The following is a 16,897-nucleotide window of genomic DNA, read 5'->3' as shown; positions in this document are numbered from 1 at the left end:
TTCAGTACAAGTATACTAACATTATAGAGCTCTGATCGCTCTATAGTACTATTACCAAAAGAGTGTTAAAGAAAGGAAATTTTTGTATATGAATAAAACAATTAAAGTTAAAATATATGGAGTAAAAAAACAGCTAATAAGTTCAGGTTGTGGTTGTGGTAGTGGTAATAAAAAAAATAGTTGCTGTAATTCTTCAAAGGGAGAGAAAAAAGGTTGCTGCAGCGGTGAAGTCGGGTGTAATAACAAAGGAAATAAATGTTGTGCAAATAATGAAATAAATATGTCGAAAACTATTGGAGATGCATATAAAGAATTAAGGGAATATATCAAAAGTAGTGATGTGAAAAATAATACAGAGCTCAAATTTATAGATATAGATACAATTAATTCACAGGACGATGAATTTCTAAGGATAAAAGAACTGATATCTTCAGGCTTTGAAGCTCCAATAACTGTTGTAGATGATATAATAAGATACTATGGTGGTATATCAAATATTTATATTTATAAGGATATAAAGGAACTCATAGAATAAGTTTTGCTGGTTATGTATAATTAAGCTAAGAATATTTCTCTTATCTAAGATAGGCGAACAAGAAGTAATATATGGAGGTAAGATTTCATGAGGGCTTTTATAATAGACTTTGATGGCACTGTAACAAGAGAAGATGTAGGTTTTTCTATAATAAAAAACTTTGCATCAGAAGGTTGGAAGGAAATAGGACAGCTTTGGATTGATAAGAAAATAGGTACTATAGAATGTGGTGAAAGACTATGGAACTTAGTTAAAAGTACCGACAAAGAAATAAAAGAGTATGCTAATAACTTTGAAATTAATCCGGGTTTTAAAGAGTTAGTTGACAAAATAAATGATAATTCTTATAAGTTGATAATTGCTTCTGATGGATATAGTGTATATATAAATGAGATATTAAAGAAAAATGGGATTGAAAATTTAGATATATTCTGTAATGATGCAGATTATAATAATGGATGGAAACTTTCTTTTTCAAATAAAAATGAAGAGTGTAGTATATGCGGAAACTGTAAAAGAAAACTAGTTGAAGATTTGAAACGTAAAGATTATAAAGTTTATTATATTGGAGATGGATATTCAGATATATGTGCCTGTATTCATGCAGATGTTATATTTGCAAAATCTCATCTGAAAAGATATTGCGAAAAACATGAGATACCGTATTTTGGTTTTGATACTTTTTATGACGTATTAGATCATATTTAAAGTTAATATAAATCTAGGGGTTTAAGACGGAAACTTAAATTTAAAGTTAAAACTAACATTAAGGCTTGCTTTGATAATTTTAAAAAATCTATTATCAAAATAAGTCTTGTTTTTATGTATGTAGTTAAATATATTGACAAAAATTACTTTTAAAAATAGAATAGTTATATCATATTAAAATACTCAGAATTTATTAGGAGCGATAACAATGGAAAGAGAAATTTATATGGATTATGCAGCTACGACTTATATAAAACCAGAGGTCTTAGAGGAAATGAATCCATATCTTACACAATACTTTGGAAACCCATCATCAATCTATCGAATATCTAGAAATACTAAAATGGCAATAGACATTGCTAGAGAAAAAATAGCAGGTGGTATTAATGGAAGACGTGATGAGATATTTTTCACTGGCGGCGGTTCAGAAGCAGATAACTGGGCAATAAAGGGAATAGCCTTTGCAAACAAGGATAAAGGAAACCACATAATTACAACAGGTATTGAACATCATGCAGTTATGCATACTTGTGAATATTTAGAAGAGCTAGGTTTTGAAATCACTTATTTACCAGTTGATGAGTTTGGTTTTATAAACATAGAAGACTTAAAGAATTCAATTAATGATAAAACTATACTTGTATCTGTGATGTTTGCTAATAATGAAATAGGTACGATAGAACCTATTAATGATATAGGAAAAATTTGCAGAGAAAAGGGTATTGTATTTCATACGGATGCTGTGCAGGCTGTAGGGAATATTCCTATAGATGTTAAAGCTATGAATATAGATTTGCTCTCGATAGCTTCTCACAAATTTTATGGTCCTAAAGGTATAGGTGCTCTTTACATCAGAAAAGGTATTAAAATACATAACCTTATTCATGGAGGAGCCCAAGAGAGAGCAAAAAGAGCTGGTACAGAAAATGTAGCAGGTATTGTTGGAATGGGTAAAGCTATAGAACTAGCAGTTCAAAATATGGAAAATGAAGCGAATAGATTAAGCTGTTTAAGGGATAAGCTTATAGAAAGACTTCTACAAATACCGGGCTCTAAACTAAATGGGGCAATTGGAGAAGATAGGCTTCCAGGTAATGTGAACATGAGTTTTGAGGGCATAGATGGAGAGATATTGGTTATGAAGCTTGATAACTTGGGTATCTTTGCTTCCAGCGGCAGTGCTTGTTCTGCAGGAGCAATTGAGCCTTCACATGTATTGCTTGCTCTAGGAATCCCTGCTGAATTAGCAAAAAATTCTTTAAGGCTTTCTATGGGTTCAGGAACTACAGAAGAGGAAGTAGAGTATTTAATGAAGGTAATTCCAGAAACCATAAAAGAATTTAGAAAAAGTAATGAAAAATGGAATAATAGATGAAGTTGAAACTTGAATCAGATGGATTTCGTCTGCGACCTGAGGCTTTGGCCGTTGAAGCAAGATTACGTCAAGTTAGTCAGGTTAAATAAAATTTAGTTATTTAACATCTAACTGATTCTTAGTTGAACGAATTCAGGGCGTAACCATTGAATAAATTTATATTAGAAAAGGTGATAAACGTGAAGAAAAAAGTTGTAATTGGTATGAGTGGAGGCGTAGATAGTTCTGTTGCTGCATACCTGTTAAAGGAACAAGGATATGATGTTATAGGTGTAACTATGCAGGTATGGCAGGAAGATGAGGAATATGAAGCAAATGAAGGTGGCTGTTGCTCTTTAAGTGCTGTAGATGATGCTAGAATGGTAGCTTATATGTTGGATATTCCTTTTTATGTTATGAATTTTAAAGACATATTTAAAAAGAATGTTATAGACTATTTTATTGATGAGTACATGGAAGGCAGAACGCCAAATCCTTGTGTGGCATGTAATAAATTCATTAAATTCGATGCTTTGTTAAAGAAAGCAATGGAGTTAGGAGCTGACTATGTTGCTACTGGACACTATGCAACTATAGAAAAGCATAATGACAGATATTTAGTTAAAAGATCTGAGGATGATAAAAAAGATCAAACATATGCTCTTTATAATATTACACAATTTCAGCTTTCTCATACTCTCATGCCTTGTGGTGAGTATAAGAAGGAAAGAATTAGAGAGATTGCTAAAGAAATAGGCCTTATTGTTCATAATAAAAAAGACAGTGAAGAAATTTGTTTTATTCCAGATAATGACCATGGATCATATATAAAAAAGCAGGTCCCAGATAAAGTTAAAGAAGGTTATTTTGTTGATAAGCATGGTAATATATTAGGTAAGCATAAAGGAATAGTTTATTATACTATAGGTCAGAGAAAGGGATTAGGGATAGCCCTTGGAAAGCCGGTTTTTGTTACAGATATAAACCCTTTAACTAATGTAGTAGTACTTGGAAGTGAAGAAGATATATTTAAAACTGAATTAGTTGCAAAGGATATAAACTTTATTCCTTTCGATAAATTAGAGGACACTATGGAAGTAGAAGCTAAAATAAGATATTCAGCTAAGCCTGGAAAGGCATGGATAACTCCTCTTAAAGATGGAAAAGTAAAAGTTAAGTTTGATGAAAAACAGCGTGCCATAACAAAAGGTCAATCAGTAGTATTTTATAGTAAGGATCTTCTAGTTGGTGGCGGAATTATAGACGAAATTTTATAGGCAGATGAAATAGGGAAAGATACCTAGGCTTTGATAAGTAAGTCCTGGTATCTTTCTTTTTTATTTGTTTCGCTTTGAAATAGCATTAAAATAATGCAAGATAGTGTACCCTATAGATTTGAATTTTCGGTATAAGTTTTTATTATAAAACAAGAGAAGGATATAAAGAATACAAATAAAGGATTGTGAGGAATGTATGATAAAATGTAATAGTAGTAATTGTATTTAGTTTTGAAATAATATCTGGGAAATTTAAATATAGATAGGAGATGTGTTTTTATGAATAATTTGCCTGAGATATTTGATGATTTTAGCGAATCAAGAAAAAATGGATTTATAACTATTAAAAACTTAAAAGATGAGGGTAGTAAGGTTGTAGGTACATTTTGTACTTTTACCCCTTGGGAAGTTATACATGCAGCAGGTGCAATCGGGGTTTCACTGTGTGCAAAGAGTGATGAAACAATACCGGATGCAGAAAAGCATCTTCCAAGAAATTTATGCCCTCTTATAAAATCCAGTTATGGGTTCGCTATTACAGACAAATGTCCATATTTTTATTTCTCTGACTTAATAGTAGGCGAAACAACTTGTGATGGTAAGAAAAAGATGTATGAATATTTAGGAGAAATAAAAAATGTACATGTTATGCAGCTTCCTCAAACCTCTAAAGGTGAAGATGCATACACGGTGTGGAAGAATGAAATTGTTAAACTTAAAGAAAAATTAGAAAAAGAATTTAATGTAGAAATAACAGAGCAGGATTTAAAAGATTCTATTAAATTGCGTAATAGAGAAAGAAAAGCCTTAGTAGATTTTTATGAACTTGGAAAAATGTGTCCACCTCCTATAACTGGTCTTGAGTTGTTAAGGGTATTAAGTGGTGCGTCCTTTAAATGGGACAAGGAACAGGAAATAAAGGAATTGGAAACCTTAGTGAGAGAAACTAAAGAACAGTATGAACAAGGAGAAAGAAAAGTTTTGCCAAATGCTAAAAGAATACTTATAACAGGATGTCCTATGGGCGATGCTACAGAAAAAATCATAAGAGCTGTAGAAGAAAATGGTGGAGTAGTTGTTTGTTATGAAAATTGCACAGGAGTGAAAGAAACTTGCAGACTGGTGGATGAAACTGTTGATCCTATAGATGCTCTTGTTGATAAATACTTGAACATTGGATGCTCTTGCATGAGTCCAAATGATAATAGAATAAATCTTATGTCAGAACTAATTGATGATTATAAGGTTGATGGTGTTATAGATGTAATTCTTCAAGCCTGCCATACTTACAGCGTTGAGACTTATAGTATAAAGAAATTTGTGAATGAAGAAAAGAATGTTCCTTTTATGAGTATAGAAACAGATTATTCACAGACAGATGTAGGTCAAATAAATACTAGGATATCTGCGTTTATAGAGATGCTATAAAAAGATTCAAGTAAGACCTAATCTATTTATTTACAAACTGTTCTTATATAGCTGAAGCTATGGGTGCACCACTTGAATATTCTAATGATGAGCCTGCAAACTGTGCCGACCATATTATAAAAAGCGAAGAAGACCTAGAAAAAATACATGTTGCAGATGCACAGGATGGAAAGTTTCCTGTTTATTATAAAGCATTAGACTCCGGTGATTTGTCCTAGGGGGATGATGAGTGCTTGTGTAACAGAGTTATTAGATGATATAGAGGAGAACCACAATACTAACTACAAGGCTATGGCTCAAGTTGTTAGAAGAATATATGATAACATTGGCTTTGAAAATTATGGAGTACCTTTTGCTATGATAGTTGAAGCGGAACCCCTAGGAGCTAAAGTGCAAATTGGAGATAAAATAGTTGAAGAGAGGGTTATAGAATATAATAACGCACCTCTTGAAGAAATTATGAAAAATCACAAAGTAGTTCCTAGAAATGAAAGCAGAATGAGCACAGTATTAAGGGCTATTGAAGAGCTTAAAAATGATGAAATTCCTGTAATAGGCAATGTAACCGGGCATATGAGTACAGCAACTTCTGCTATAGATCCATTGATGTTTTTAAAGATGCTTAGAAAAGAGCCAGAGAAGGCTTATGAATTTTTAAGATATATAAATGAATATTTAATTAAATCAATTACAAAGAATTGTATTGACTATAGGTAAAATAGATTTAACCTGTGGAAGGATAAAAGAAGTACTTAATTCAGTAGAAATGCTTAAGAATCAAGGAGAAACAGCAGTGCTTAGCGTAGAAGGACCTTTTACAATAATATCATCCCTTATAGATCCTATGGTATTTTATAAGGGAATAAGAAATAACAAGGAAGCTATAGAAAGGATTTTAAAAGCTATAGAAGACAATATTGTTGACTATATATTAGAAGGCATTAAAAGGGGTGCTAAAATAATATCCTATGGAGACCCAGTAGGAGCATTAGATATTGTAGGGCCTAAAGTATATAAGGATTACAGCGGAAAAACTACATATAATATACTAAAAAGAGTAGGGCCTTATCTACAGGATGTAATAATTCATCTTTGTGGGAAAACATCTACAGCTTTTGAATCTATAGGCTTTAGCTAGTCTCAAGCTTTAATTTTTGATGATGATATAACTTACGGTGAGGCAATAAATAAAATCTTAAAAGAAAGAAAAGATGTAAAATTTATAGGAAATTCCTTTATAAAAAGAACTCCATTAAAGATAACCAATTCTGTAGTGTGGGAGATCCTTATACAATAAGAAGAAGCTGTCTCAAAATAGAAGGTTATTTTGAGACAGCACTTTTTTATAATGTATCTAAAGGCTATGATAATACAAATAAAGTATTATAAGGAATATATGATAAAATAAAATAGTAGTGCATGAGCGGTATAAAAAATGTTTGTTTTTTTATACAATAACATTAATTGAACAAAAGAAAGAAGAGGTTAGTGGAATGCCAAAAGTTAACTTTATAAAAGAAAATATTGTAATAGAAGTAGAAGAAGGCACAAAATTGATTGATTGTATTAGAAAAGCAGGACTTAAAATAGAAACACCCTGCAACTGTATTGGAGTTTGTGGTAAGTGCAAGGTTAAGGCATTTGGAGAATTATATTCCAAGACAGATGAGGAACAAAAGTACACTGAAAATCATGATATAAGACTTGCATGCTTGGCTAGGGTAAAGGGGAATGCTACCGTAGAATTATTAAAGGAAGAGAAAAGCCTAAAAACAATCAATAGGGGATTTTCAATACAAATAGAAGTAAACAACAGTATCAAAAGAGTAAGACTGCCATTATTTGATGAGAAAAGTTTTGTTCCCTACAAAGATACCTTGGATTTTAAAGTAAGCGACATTAATGTAATAAAAGAGCTGGGATTAGTAGAAAGAAAAAAGAATAAAGAACTATATGGCATAACCTTTAACAATGAACTTTTAGAGGCTAAGGAATTTATAGATATACCATTAGGGGTAGCTGTAGACATTGGTACTACCGGAATTTCTGCATACCTAGTAGACATGGAGAGTGGAGAGGTTCTGAACAAAGTTTCTGCATTAAATCCCCAAACAGAATTTGGAGGAGATGTAATTTCTAGAATAACCTACTGTATTGAAGAAGATGGAGTAGACCTTCTAAGCAAGTCTATAAGAAAAAAGATTAACCTTATGATCAACAAATTGGTAAGTGAAGGATATAGTATTGAGAGTGTATATAGTGTAATAATAGCAGCTAATACAACAATGCTTCATCTTTTTTTAGGAGTAATACCAGATGCTATTGCTCAAGCTCCATATAGACCGGTTTTCTTAGATAAGTTAGATTTTAAAGCAATAGAATTAGGTATAGAGATAAATGAAAAAGGTATTTTAACATTACTTCCTTCTGCTTCCGCCTATGTAGGTGCAGATATTTTATCAGGAATTGTTGCAGTAGATTTTCAAAACAGAAAGCATTCATCTATTTTTATTGATATTGGTACTAATGGGGAAATAGTTGCTATTTCAGAGGGTAAAATGGCAGCAGCTTCTACTGCAGCAGGACCAGCATTAGAGGGAATGAATATTTCCTGTGGTTCAAGGGCAGAGGAAGGTGCTATAGATAGCTTTAGTATAGATGAAAATTATAATATAACATATACAACTATAGGAGGAGAAAAAGCCAAGGGAGTCTGTGGCAGCGGCCTTTTGGATATTGCAGCAAGTTTAATCAAGTCAAATGTAGTTCATTTTACCGGGAGATTTAATAAAGAACTACCGGAAAGTCTAAAAGACAGACTTAAAGACAAAAAGTTTTATATAACAGAGGACATTTATATATCACAAAAAGATATAAGACAAATACAATTAGCAAAAGGTGCTATAGCCTCAGGAATATCTATGCTTTTAAAGGAAATAAATATTGGAATTGAGGATATTGAAGAGGCTGTTATAGCAGGAGCCTTTGGATATCACTTAAACCCAGAAAGTATAAGTATCGTTGGGATTATCCCAAAGGGTTTTAGAGGAAAAATAAATTTTGTTGGAAATTCTTCTATTGAAGGTGCAAGAATTGCACTTATTAATAAAGAAAAATTTAAAGAAATGAGTGAAATGAAAAAGAGAATAAGAGTAATTGAACTTTCTACAAGAGAGGATTTTCAAGACTATTTTATTAATGCTTTAAATTTTTAACATGTATATATAGTGGAAAGAGATGGCTTTGATGTTTTTGAAATAACCAGTGGATGCATTTGCTGTATTATGAAAAAGGACTTTGTAAAAATATTTAGCAAAATTCTTCAAGAATACAGCCCAGAAAGAGTGGTCATTGAACCTACTGGTATTAGTATTCTAAGTGAAATAATTGATATTTTGAAAAGTCCTGAGTTTGTAGATAGGTGTACTATAAATTCAAAATCACCAATTATCACTGCAAATTGGAGTGAAATGAATCATGAAGAAATACAAAAGCTGCTTAGATTAGACCTAAGTATAGATTTTAGTAATTTGTTTTACACAGAATATAAACCATGCAGTGATAATCAATTTGATACCTTGGGTATAAAAACATCAAAGAAATTTACAGAAGATAGTCTTAAAGAGGTTCTAGAAAAATTAAAAGAATCTGAATTTGGAATAGTTATAAGAGGAAAAGGGTTCTTAAAAGGTGCTGATAAAGACTTAGAGTTTAGTTATGCAAATGGACAATATGAAATATATGAAAGTAAGCTGGAATCTACTGGCAAGCTTTGTATAATAGGAAAAAATATAAATCAAAAGAAAATAAAGGCTCTCTTTAATACTAAAATTGGAGGATTATTTAAGTGGTAGATATATTAATAGATAGCATTAATGATACAGCAAAACCATACCCATATTATTTATAGTTTTTTTCCTTGTAGATTATTTAATGAATGCCATAAATAAAGATAATCATTTAATAGACAAGCTTTCAAAATATGATTGTTTTGGAGGAGCCATTCTTGGCGTAATACCACAATGTGGAATTCCTGTTGCAATGGCTAACTTATACAGTGGTGGACTTATATCCATTGGTATGCTAGTAGCAGTGTTTATATCTAGTTCAGATGAAGCTCTTATTATAATAGGTGCTCATCCAGAAAAGCTATTACTTATGTTTGAAATTATGATTTCCAAAGTTATATTAGGAATACTTTGTGGATATGCGGTGAACTATTTTATTAAGGAAAAAAGGAACAGATTTAAAATATACGATATAGCTTGTGGTTGTGTTAGGTGTAAAAGTGATAGAAATATATTTGTTAGAAATCTAATGTATACTCTTAAAGTTTTTATATTTCTTGTAGTTACAGTTTTTCTTATAAATTTAGGTATGGAGAAGATTGGAGAAGAGGGGCTTAATACTATCATTGGAAAAAGTTCTTCTGAGCTTTTAATGTGTTCTGAGCTGTATATGCTGGTATTGACGTTGTAAAGCCCCATCTGAAGGCAAAAGAAAATGAAGATAAACATAAGATTGTTATTGGAGTTGTACAAGGGGATACTCATGATATAGGCAAAAATTTAGTTAAAATTATGATGGAAACAGAGGGATTTGAAGTTATTGATCTTGGAAGGGATGTCCCAGTAAGAGATTTTATTGATAAGGCAAAGGAAGTTGGAGCAAGCATAATAGTACTATCTACTCTTATGACTAATACTATGAATGGCATGGCTGAAGTTATAAAAATATTGGAAGAAGAAAACTTAAGGGAAAAGATTAAAGTTATGATAGGAGGGTGGCCTATTTCTCAAGGGTTTGCAGATAAGATAGGAGCAGATGGCTATACTACGGACGTTTCAAAAGCAGCTAAGTTTGCAAAAACTTTAGTAAGTAAAATGCATAGTAAAAACATATAAATAAAAAAAATTATAGGGGGAGCAGTATTATGAAGGATCAAATGACACCAATGGAAAGGTCTATTGCCTTAAGTAAGGGACGAGTGGTAGATAGACTACCTTGTAATCTTAACATAGCTAATGGAGTAGCAAGAATACATAGATGTAAGATTTCCGACTTTAATGTTAGCGGTAAAACTATTGCTGAGGCGCAAATATCGGCTTATAGAAGATATGGAATGGATGGAGTAAGAGTTTTTACAGATTTATATGTTTGGGCAGAAGCTATGGGATAGAAACTTATTTTACCAGAAGATAACACTGCAGACCTACTTAAGCCTGTAGTAGAAAATATTGAAGATATAGATAAAATTAAAATAGCAGATCCATATAAAGATGGAAGATTACCTGTATTCATAGAGGCTATGAAATATCTAAAAGATGCTATCTGTGACGAAGTACCTTGTTCAGCGGGGATTGTAGGGCCTTTTTCAAATGCTTTCTTTCTTATTGGAACCCAAGAAATGACAAGGTTATTCTTTAAAAATCCAGAAGCAGTTCACAAGCTTTGTGAAATTTCCCTTCAAACGTGTATTGAATATGCCAAGGTAATAATAAACTTAGGTTTAACACCTACTATATCAGAACCCTTAGGGTCCTGTACAATAATAAGTCCAAAGCATTTTGGAAAATTTTGCCTTCAATACTTAAGAAGATTAGTAGAGTTTATAAATTCAAAAGGAAAGGCAACAGTGATTCATATATGTGGAAAGACAGAAAAAATTTGGAATGATATAGGCGAGATGGCTTCTATTGGAGTAGTTGGTTTTAGTATGGATAACATTGTTAGCTTAGCTGAATGTAAAAAAACAATAGGGGATAAAATGAGGATGCTGGGAAATGTAGATCCATCTAATGTAATGTATGCTGGAACTTCTAAAGAAATTAGAGGATGCTGTTATTAATTGTGTACTTGAGGGATATGATAGTCCTAAAGGGTATACAATAATGTCCGGATGCAGTCTTCCAGTAGAGACACCTCTTGAAAATATACAGACTAAGATGGAGACTGCAAGGGAAATAGGATATCCGATAGATCCTGAGAAACTTCAAAGAATGCTTGGGAAGCAGCATTAAATAATAAAAAAGTTGTAGTGCAATTACAATTATGGTATTACCTGGGAAATGATTTTCGGGAATTTATGAAAAGACTAAAAAAAGGATCTTTGTTATCTATAGCAAAGACCCTTTTTTTATGCCAAAATTATATTCCAATATAGCTAATATTATGAAAATTAGTATATAAATAGAACTCATCTTTCGACGTTAAATTAAATGCCTTAGCAAGTAGGGGGAAATATAATGGGATGATTTAGTCAAAAGGTTGTCATTTTTGAATAATATGTCAAAAAAATATTTTATCATACGTTAATAAATAATTCAATAACTATTTAAAAATGTGATAATGCAGAATGAATGTATATAATCGATATTTGATGTTTACTATAGACAATTGTATAATTTAAGTATATTTATGGTAAACGTATACGGTAGTGTAAAAGTAAAAAAATTTTTAATATCATTAAGTTTTTATCTGTATGTATAGACATAATACTTGTAAATGTTGTAAGTTGGATAATCTTACTATAAATTATGCTGAAACTAATTACATAAAACTTTGATAAATATAGTATTTTTGTTTTATGTAATGCTGATTTAAGTTATACATGAAAAAAGTTGTATAAATTATCATTGAGTAAGTGACAGCAGAAAAAGGAGGAAATATATGCTGGATGTATCTGTAAAAAAATTGAGTTTTTCTTATGATAGCGAACTGATATTAGGTGATATAAATATTGAGGTTAAAGCTGGAGCCTTTGTTTGCTTACTTGGTCAATCCGGTTGCGGAAAAAGCACATTTCTTCGTTGTTATACTTCCTGCAGCTTCTCCTGCAATACTCTCAGGCTGCGCTATTGCACTTAAATTTTCATTTGTAATGCTTACAGTGGCGGAAATGTTTGGGGCGACCTCAGGCATGGGCTATTTTGTTCAATATTACTCTGATTTTGCACGCTTTGATCTTGTAGGTGTTGGATTCATCTTTATCGCAATTGTATTGGTTGGAATTATGTGCTTGTTGATGTAATGAAGTGTAGAATTTTACGTTGGACTATAAACGACTAATACTTCTGTAAAGACTGCTGGGAAATTCAAAGAACTCCAATTATTACGTACTCATAGTATTTATGATAAAATTGTTTATCCGATGACTACCCGCTCTAATACTCCCTATTTTCAAAGAGGGAGCATTAGAGTGGCTACGTCCCTGGACTCGCTCAACTAAGAATTAGGTGGGGGTGAAACCCCATCTGATTCAGGTTTCCACTTCATAAAATTAATAAAAATAGGGTCTTTGTCATCTATAGCAAAGACCCTATTTTTGTGCCAATATTATATCCTAGTAAACCTAATATTATAGACATAAGTATATAAGTAAAGCCATTTAGCTTATCCCTTCCCTGAAATAGATTAAATCCTTCATACATAAATGTTGAAAAGGTAGTATAGGCTCCAAGAAATCCATCACCGAAAAGTAAATATAGATTTCTACTAGCATTAGCGCTGCTTATAATTCCAAGCAGAATAGCTCCAGTTATATTTATTAATGCAGTTCCTACTGGGAAATGTGATTTGCAATGATCAGAAATATATTTTCCAAAAGAAAACCTTGTTAGGCTGCCGAAAATTCCTCCGATACCTACTAATAAAAATTCCATAATAACACCTCTTAATAGTTTAATTCGAAAGTAGCATGTCCTAGTTACCTTTAAGTATATAGACTTAGGTCAAGAGTCAGATTAATTTAAAATCTTGTTTAAGTTACTTCTTCACTATTAATATGCTTACTTGAATATTTCTTAAGGACTTCTCTAGCTAAAACAACGCCAAAAAAGGCAGCTACAAGACCTAAAATCACTGAGTTTACAATATAGGAAAGAGAAGAAAAATAATAGCCTTTGTTTATAAGTTCAGAGCCTTCCTTGCAGAGAGTAGAGAAGGTAGTATAGGCTCCTAAAAAACCAGTACATATGCCAAGTCTTATGTCTACATCCATTTTGAATATTTCAAGTGCTGCTGTGGTTATTAGTGCAAGAATAAAGCTTCCTGTTACATTGATAAATAGAGTATTTATAGGTATTAATTCTTTATAATTATGGAGAGGAATAGTTTTTATCCAAAATCTTAAAATTGCACCTAAGAATCCACCGGCACCAATAAAGATATATTTCTTCATTTAATCACCCCTTTTTCTTATATTAATATACTATATTTTATTTATGATGTACAAGCAATTTAATAATTAACTGAATAATGGATTAAAACTGTTAAGATTTGTCCATAAATAAGGTATTAAATTGTGACATAGCCTTTAATTAAATGATATAATATTTATTGCGTGTACACAGGAGGTTTGATAAATGATTGAGGAAGCAAAAAAACTATTAAAAAGATATTATGGATATGATACCTTCAGAGAAGGTCAGGAAAAAGTCATAAATAGTATATTAACAAGTAAGGATACCTTTGGAATAATGCCGACTGGAGCTGGTAAATCTATATGTTACCAGATACCAGCTCTTATGCTGTCCGGAATAACTATTGTTGTTTCACCTTTAATTTCACTTATGAAGGATCAAGTAGATTCTCTTAATAATATAGGTATAAAGGCATCTTTTATAAATAGTACCCTTGACCAACATGAAGTTCAGGAAAGAATACTTATGGCAGTAAGTGGATATACTAAGTTGCTATATGTGGCACCAGAAAGATTGGAGTCAGAAAGTTTTTGTCAGTTACTTAAAACAATGCCGGTTTCTATGGTGGCTATTGATGAATCTCACTGTGTATCTCAATGGGGACATGATTTTAGACCAAGCTATAGGAGTATTGCCCCGTTAATAAGGAATATATCTCCTAGACCTATTATTTCTGCATTTACAGCCACAGCTACTGAGGATGTAAAGAATGATGTTGTAAGATTATTAGGACTTAAAGACCCAGATATATACACTACAGGTTTTGATAGAGAAAATCTTTTCTTTTCTGTGATTAGAGGAGAAAATAAGAAGGATTATATATTAAAATATGTTGAGGATAATAGGGAAAGCGTAGGGGTAATTTATGCCGCCACCAGAAAAGAGGTAGACAGTATCTATGAACTTCTTAAGATTAAAGGTTATTCCGTTGGCAAATACCATGCTGGCTTAAACGATTCTGAGAGAACAAAGGCGCAGGAGGATTTTTTATATGATAACATTAATATTATAGTTGCTACCAACGCTTTTGGGATGGGAATAGATAAATCTAATGTAAGATACGTAATTCATTATAATATACCTAGAAATATGGAAGCTTATTATCAAGAAGCTGGTCGTGCAGGAAGAGATGGTGAGCCTAGTGAATGTATCTTGTTATTTGCTGCACAGGACATAGTGCTTCAAAAGTTTTTAATAGAGCAAAGTATATTCTCTGAAGAAAGAAGAGTTAATGAATATAGAAGACTTCAAGATATGGTGGATTATTGCCATACCACAAAGTGTTTAAGAAAATATATTCTTGAATATTTTGGAGATGAAAGTGGTAAAGAAAAGTGTGATAACTGCAGCAATTGTAAGGATGAAACTGAGCTAACAGATATAACTATTGAGGCGCAAAAGATATTCTCCTGTATTGCTAGAGTGAAACAGAGATTTGGTACTGTGCTTGTTGCTCAGGTACTTAAGGGATCCAAGGATAAAAAAGTAATAGAACTCCAGTTTGATAAACTTTCGACTTATGGGATTATGAAGGGTTATACCATAAAGGAAGTTAAGGATCTTATAAATATTTTGATTGCAGACAACTACTTAGCTCTTTCAGAGGGGCAGTTTCCTGTAGTTAGGCTTAAAGAAAGAGCCGTGGAAGTACTTAAGGGAGAACAAAAGGTATTCCAAAAGATACAGAAGAGAAAAGTAAAAGCTGCAGAAGATAATTCTCTATTTGCAATCTTAAAAGCTTTAAGAAAAAGTATTTCTGAAAGAGAAATGGTTCCGCCATACATAATTTTTGCAGATAGTACTCTACGTGAAATGAGTGAAAAATATCCTATTGATGAAGAGGCTATCCTTAGTATTAAGGGTGTGGGAGAGTCAAAGTTAAAAAAATATGGAGAAGAATTTTTAAAGGTTATTGTAAACTATGTTAAAGATAATAATTTACAAGGGATGAGCGGAACGTTAAATTATAACGAGCATAACGAAAACCATAAGGAAGTTGCTATAGAAAAGGAAGAAATACCAAGTCATGTTATAACATTGAATATGTTTAATGAAGGAAAATCATTAAAAGAAATAACAGAACTTCGAAATTTGAAATTTACCACGATTGAAGATCACATAATGAGATGTGTATTAGAGGGTATGGATGTTGATTTAGATTCGATAATACCTAAGCAATATGAGGAGGCTATTATTGAAGCTATAAAAAAGGCAGGAGCAGAAAAGTTAAAGCCTATAAAAGAAATACTTCCAGAGGAAGTTAGTTACACTGCAATAAAGGCTGTATTATGCAAAATTAAAATTAAGATATAATTTTAATTTAAAAAAGGATGTATAGATGTGATTTACACAAAGCTATACATCCTTTTATCTATGTCATATAAAAGTTATGTAAATGGATAATTATTTACACTTTAATTATAGTCAACGAACGAAGAAGCCTCCTTTTATATTCTACTAAATATGCTATAGCGAAAATTGTTAAAAGGGTAACGATTGTTACAGACTTTTATATTGATTTTTATTATAGTGGAATAAATAACAAAATAGTTTTTATTTGGGAGGGAAATAAAATGAAATTATTGATTATATGTTCAGAAAAAAGTGACAGATTGCCAGAAAACGAATTTTATATAAAAACGGACACTAGATTTGCTAATACGAAATTTACACCTCACTTAAAAAATACAAAAGAAGTATGTACAGTCTGCGGAAAAGAATGTACGTGGTGCAGAGGAAAATATAATTTGAATTTTAAAGATAGTATCACTCAAATAGTTAAGCTTCCTGATTTCTATCAACTATTTGAGGATGAACCTTTAAAGTATCTTCCAAGTAAATTTGAAGAACACGATTTAGCAGTAGTTATAGGAATTCATCAAGATATACTTGTTGAACTGCCTAGGATTATAAAGGAAAGCGGTGGAAAGGGATTATTAGTTCCTTGTGAAGGTAAAGAATGGCTTTCAAAATGGACTAGAGAACTAGTTATAGAAGAGTGTAAAAAGTATAATTTACAATATTCATTTCCTAAACCTTTTTGCACCTTAAGATATGATAAGTTTCCTATAATTAATCAATTTATTGACGAATTTAAGTTAGGAAAACCAAAGTTTAAAATATATGTAAATAATGATGATGTTATAGTTGATGTAAAGGTTATTATTTCCGCCCCATGTGGTAATGGTTACAATATTGCAAAACATCTTATAGGTAATAAACTTGGAGAAGAAGCAAAAAAATCTGTAGCTAAATTCTGGCACAGCTATCCTTGCCTTGGTGGTATGCACGTGGATAACGAACTAGGAGACACTCCCCTTCATATAGGTGGATATACTCATTACAGTGCACTAGAATATGCTGAAATTGTTAGAGTTGAAAAATAGGTTATTAT

The 16,897-nt window shown here is 31.7% G+C and carries 17 protein-coding genes and 2 pseudogenes; 17 read left to right on the top strand and 2 right to left on the bottom strand.

Annotated features, from left to right (window positions below; translation table 11 throughout):
• Positions 1 to 88: 88 nt before the first annotated feature.
• The 15 genes and pseudogenes from CLMAG_RS14135 to CLMAG_RS34730 all read left to right on the top strand — a co-directional run bounded on the left by CLMAG_RS14135 (position 89) and on the right by CLMAG_RS34730 (position 12,332).
• The gene (locus CLMAG_RS14135) at positions 89 to 535 is read left to right on the top strand and encodes a hypothetical protein (RefSeq protein WP_066623554.1); all 447 of its coding nucleotides are present in this window, start codon (positions 89 to 91) and stop codon (positions 533 to 535) included.
• 87 nt (positions 536 to 622) lie between these two features.
• Positions 623 to 1,243 (top strand): MtnX-like HAD-IB family phosphatase, encoded by a 621-nt coding sequence (locus CLMAG_RS14130; RefSeq protein WP_066623551.1) that lies wholly within the window; start codon positions 623 to 625, stop codon positions 1,241 to 1,243.
• A gap of 208 nt (positions 1,244 to 1,451) precedes the next feature.
• A complete protein-coding gene (gene nifS, locus CLMAG_RS14125; RefSeq protein ID WP_066623542.1) occupies positions 1,452 to 2,618 on the top strand; it encodes a cysteine desulfurase NifS in 1,167 nt (388 codons plus the stop codon).
• A gap of 158 nt (positions 2,619 to 2,776) precedes the next feature.
• Positions 2,777 to 3,874: a tRNA 2-thiouridine(34) synthase MnmA gene (gene mnmA, locus CLMAG_RS14120; protein WP_278330850.1), complete on the top strand. Its 1,098-nt coding sequence runs from the start codon at positions 2,777 to 2,779 to the stop codon at positions 3,872 to 3,874.
• A 279-nt stretch (positions 3,875 to 4,153) separates the two neighbouring features.
• Entirely contained in the window at positions 4,154 to 5,302 is a 1,149-nt protein-coding gene (locus CLMAG_RS14115) for a double-cubane-cluster-containing anaerobic reductase (RefSeq protein WP_066623528.1), read from the top strand.
• A 20-nt stretch (positions 5,303 to 5,322) separates the two neighbouring features.
• Positions 5,323 to 5,520 carry a uroporphyrinogen decarboxylase family protein gene (locus tag CLMAG_RS31760; protein ID WP_278330848.1) on the top strand — a complete coding sequence of 66 codons (198 nt, stop codon included), beginning with the start codon at positions 5,323 to 5,325 and terminating at the stop codon, positions 5,518 to 5,520.
• 4 nt (positions 5,521 to 5,524) lie between these two features.
• Entirely contained in the window at positions 5,525 to 6,019 is a 495-nt protein-coding gene (locus tag CLMAG_RS14110) for a uroporphyrinogen decarboxylase family protein (protein ID WP_082831935.1), read from the top strand.
• Positions 6,006 to 6,440, top strand: coding sequence for a uroporphyrinogen decarboxylase family protein (locus tag CLMAG_RS14105; RefSeq protein ID WP_066623525.1), 435 nt, complete (start codon positions 6,006 to 6,008; stop codon positions 6,438 to 6,440). Before CLMAG_RS14110 ends, CLMAG_RS14105 begins: the two co-directional genes overlap by 14 nt.
• 355 nt (positions 6,441 to 6,795) lie before the next feature.
• Positions 6,796 to 8,517 (top strand): ASKHA domain-containing protein, encoded by a 1,722-nt coding sequence (locus CLMAG_RS14100; RefSeq protein ID WP_066623523.1) that lies wholly within the window; start codon positions 6,796 to 6,798, stop codon positions 8,515 to 8,517.
• A gap of 12 nt (positions 8,518 to 8,529) precedes the next feature.
• The gene (locus CLMAG_RS14095; protein WP_073393228.1) at positions 8,530 to 9,156 is read left to right on the top strand and encodes a GTP-binding protein; all 627 of its coding nucleotides are present in this window, start codon (positions 8,530 to 8,532) and stop codon (positions 9,154 to 9,156) included.
• A gap of 37 nt (positions 9,157 to 9,193) precedes the next feature.
• Positions 9,194 to 10,206 (top strand): annotated as a pseudogene (locus tag CLMAG_RS30810) (putative manganese transporter).
• Positions 10,207 to 10,235: 29 nt separating this feature from the next.
• Positions 10,236 to 11,150 (top strand): annotated as a pseudogene (locus tag CLMAG_RS14085) (uroporphyrinogen decarboxylase family protein).
• Complete coding sequence (locus CLMAG_RS33740; protein ID WP_242873037.1) at positions 11,110 to 11,322, top strand: uroporphyrinogen decarboxylase family protein; 213 nt, start codon at positions 11,110 to 11,112, stop codon at positions 11,320 to 11,322. Before CLMAG_RS14085 ends, CLMAG_RS33740 begins: the two are co-directional and overlap by 41 nt.
• Positions 11,323 to 11,971: 649 nt before the next feature.
• On the top strand, positions 11,972 to 12,169 hold the full coding sequence (locus CLMAG_RS34985; RefSeq protein ID WP_082831934.1) for an ATP-binding cassette domain-containing protein: 198 nt from the start codon (positions 11,972 to 11,974) through the stop codon (positions 12,167 to 12,169).
• The gene (locus CLMAG_RS34730) at positions 12,075 to 12,332 is read left to right on the top strand and encodes an ABC transporter permease subunit (RefSeq protein WP_073393230.1); all 258 of its coding nucleotides are present in this window, start codon (positions 12,075 to 12,077) and stop codon (positions 12,330 to 12,332) included. Before CLMAG_RS34985 ends, CLMAG_RS34730 begins: the two co-directional genes overlap by 95 nt.
• A 274-nt stretch (positions 12,333 to 12,606) precedes the next feature.
• Here the strand turns inward: CLMAG_RS34730 and crcB (CLMAG_RS14075) are convergent, their stop codons facing one another.
• On the bottom strand, positions 12,607 to 12,963 hold the full coding sequence (crcB, locus tag CLMAG_RS14075; protein WP_066623518.1) for a fluoride efflux transporter CrcB: 357 nt from the start codon (positions 12,961 to 12,963) through the stop codon (positions 12,607 to 12,609).
• A gap of 98 nt (positions 12,964 to 13,061) precedes the next feature.
• A complete protein-coding gene (crcB, locus tag CLMAG_RS14070; protein WP_066623512.1) occupies positions 13,062 to 13,481 on the bottom strand; it encodes a fluoride efflux transporter CrcB in 420 nt (139 codons plus the stop codon).
• A 184-nt stretch (positions 13,482 to 13,665) separates the two neighbouring features.
• Here crcB (CLMAG_RS14070) and recQ point away from each other — a divergent pair, with 184 nt between their 5' ends.
• Together recQ and CLMAG_RS14060 are read left to right on the top strand one after the other, a co-directional pair.
• Positions 13,666 to 15,816, top strand: a complete 2,151-nt coding sequence (recQ, locus tag CLMAG_RS14065; protein ID WP_066623509.1) for a DNA helicase RecQ — start codon at positions 13,666 to 13,668, stop codon at positions 15,814 to 15,816.
• A gap of 260 nt (positions 15,817 to 16,076) precedes the next feature.
• The gene (locus CLMAG_RS14060; protein ID WP_066623500.1) at positions 16,077 to 16,889 is read left to right on the top strand and encodes a DUF166 domain-containing protein; all 813 of its coding nucleotides are present in this window, start codon (positions 16,077 to 16,079) and stop codon (positions 16,887 to 16,889) included.
• The last annotated feature ends 8 nt before the right edge of the window (positions 16,890 to 16,897 follow it).

It is taken from the genome of Clostridium magnum DSM 2767 (assembly GCF_001623875.1).
In the GTDB taxonomy this organism is placed as follows: Bacteria; Bacillota; Clostridia; order Clostridiales; family Clostridiaceae; genus Clostridium_AM; species Clostridium_AM magnum.
The sequence above is the reverse complement of the archived record's forward strand: the minus strand, read 5'-3'. Positions and strand labels throughout refer to the sequence as shown.

What these genes read in the sequence shown, in the direction of transcription:
- CLMAG_RS14135 (WP_066623554.1), top strand. Translation starts at nt 89, where the DNA reads ATGAATAAAACAATTAAAGTTAAAATATATGGAGTAAAAAAACAGCTA.
- CLMAG_RS14130 (WP_066623551.1), top strand. Translation starts at nt 623, where the DNA reads ATGAGGGCTTTTATAATAGACTTTGATGGCACTGTAACAAGAGAAGAT.
- nifS (WP_066623542.1), top strand. Translation starts at nt 1,452, where the DNA reads ATGGAAAGAGAAATTTATATGGATTATGCAGCTACGACTTATATAAAA.
- CLMAG_RS14115 (WP_066623528.1), top strand. Translation starts at nt 4,154, where the DNA reads ATGAATAATTTGCCTGAGATATTTGATGATTTTAGCGAATCAAGAAAA.
- CLMAG_RS14110 (WP_082831935.1), top strand. Translation starts at nt 5,525, where the DNA reads ATGATGAGTGCTTGTGTAACAGAGTTATTAGATGATATAGAGGAGAAC.
- CLMAG_RS14100 (WP_066623523.1), top strand. Translation starts at nt 6,796, where the DNA reads ATGCCAAAAGTTAACTTTATAAAAGAAAATATTGTAATAGAAGTAGAA.
- CLMAG_RS33740 (WP_242873037.1), top strand. Translation starts at nt 11,110, where the DNA reads ATGCTGGAACTTCTAAAGAAATTAGAGGATGCTGTTATTAATTGTGTA.
- CLMAG_RS34985 (WP_082831934.1), top strand. Translation starts at nt 11,972, where the DNA reads ATGCTGGATGTATCTGTAAAAAAATTGAGTTTTTCTTATGATAGCGAA.
- crcB (WP_066623518.1), bottom strand. Translation starts at nt 12,963, where the DNA reads ATGGAATTTTTATTAGTAGGTATCGGAGGAATTTTCGGCAGCCTAACA.
- crcB (WP_066623512.1), bottom strand. Translation starts at nt 13,481, where the DNA reads ATGAAGAAATATATCTTTATTGGTGCCGGTGGATTCTTAGGTGCAATT.
- recQ (WP_066623509.1), top strand. Translation starts at nt 13,666, where the DNA reads ATGATTGAGGAAGCAAAAAAACTATTAAAAAGATATTATGGATATGAT.
- CLMAG_RS14060 (WP_066623500.1), top strand. Translation starts at nt 16,077, where the DNA reads ATGAAATTATTGATTATATGTTCAGAAAAAAGTGACAGATTGCCAGAA.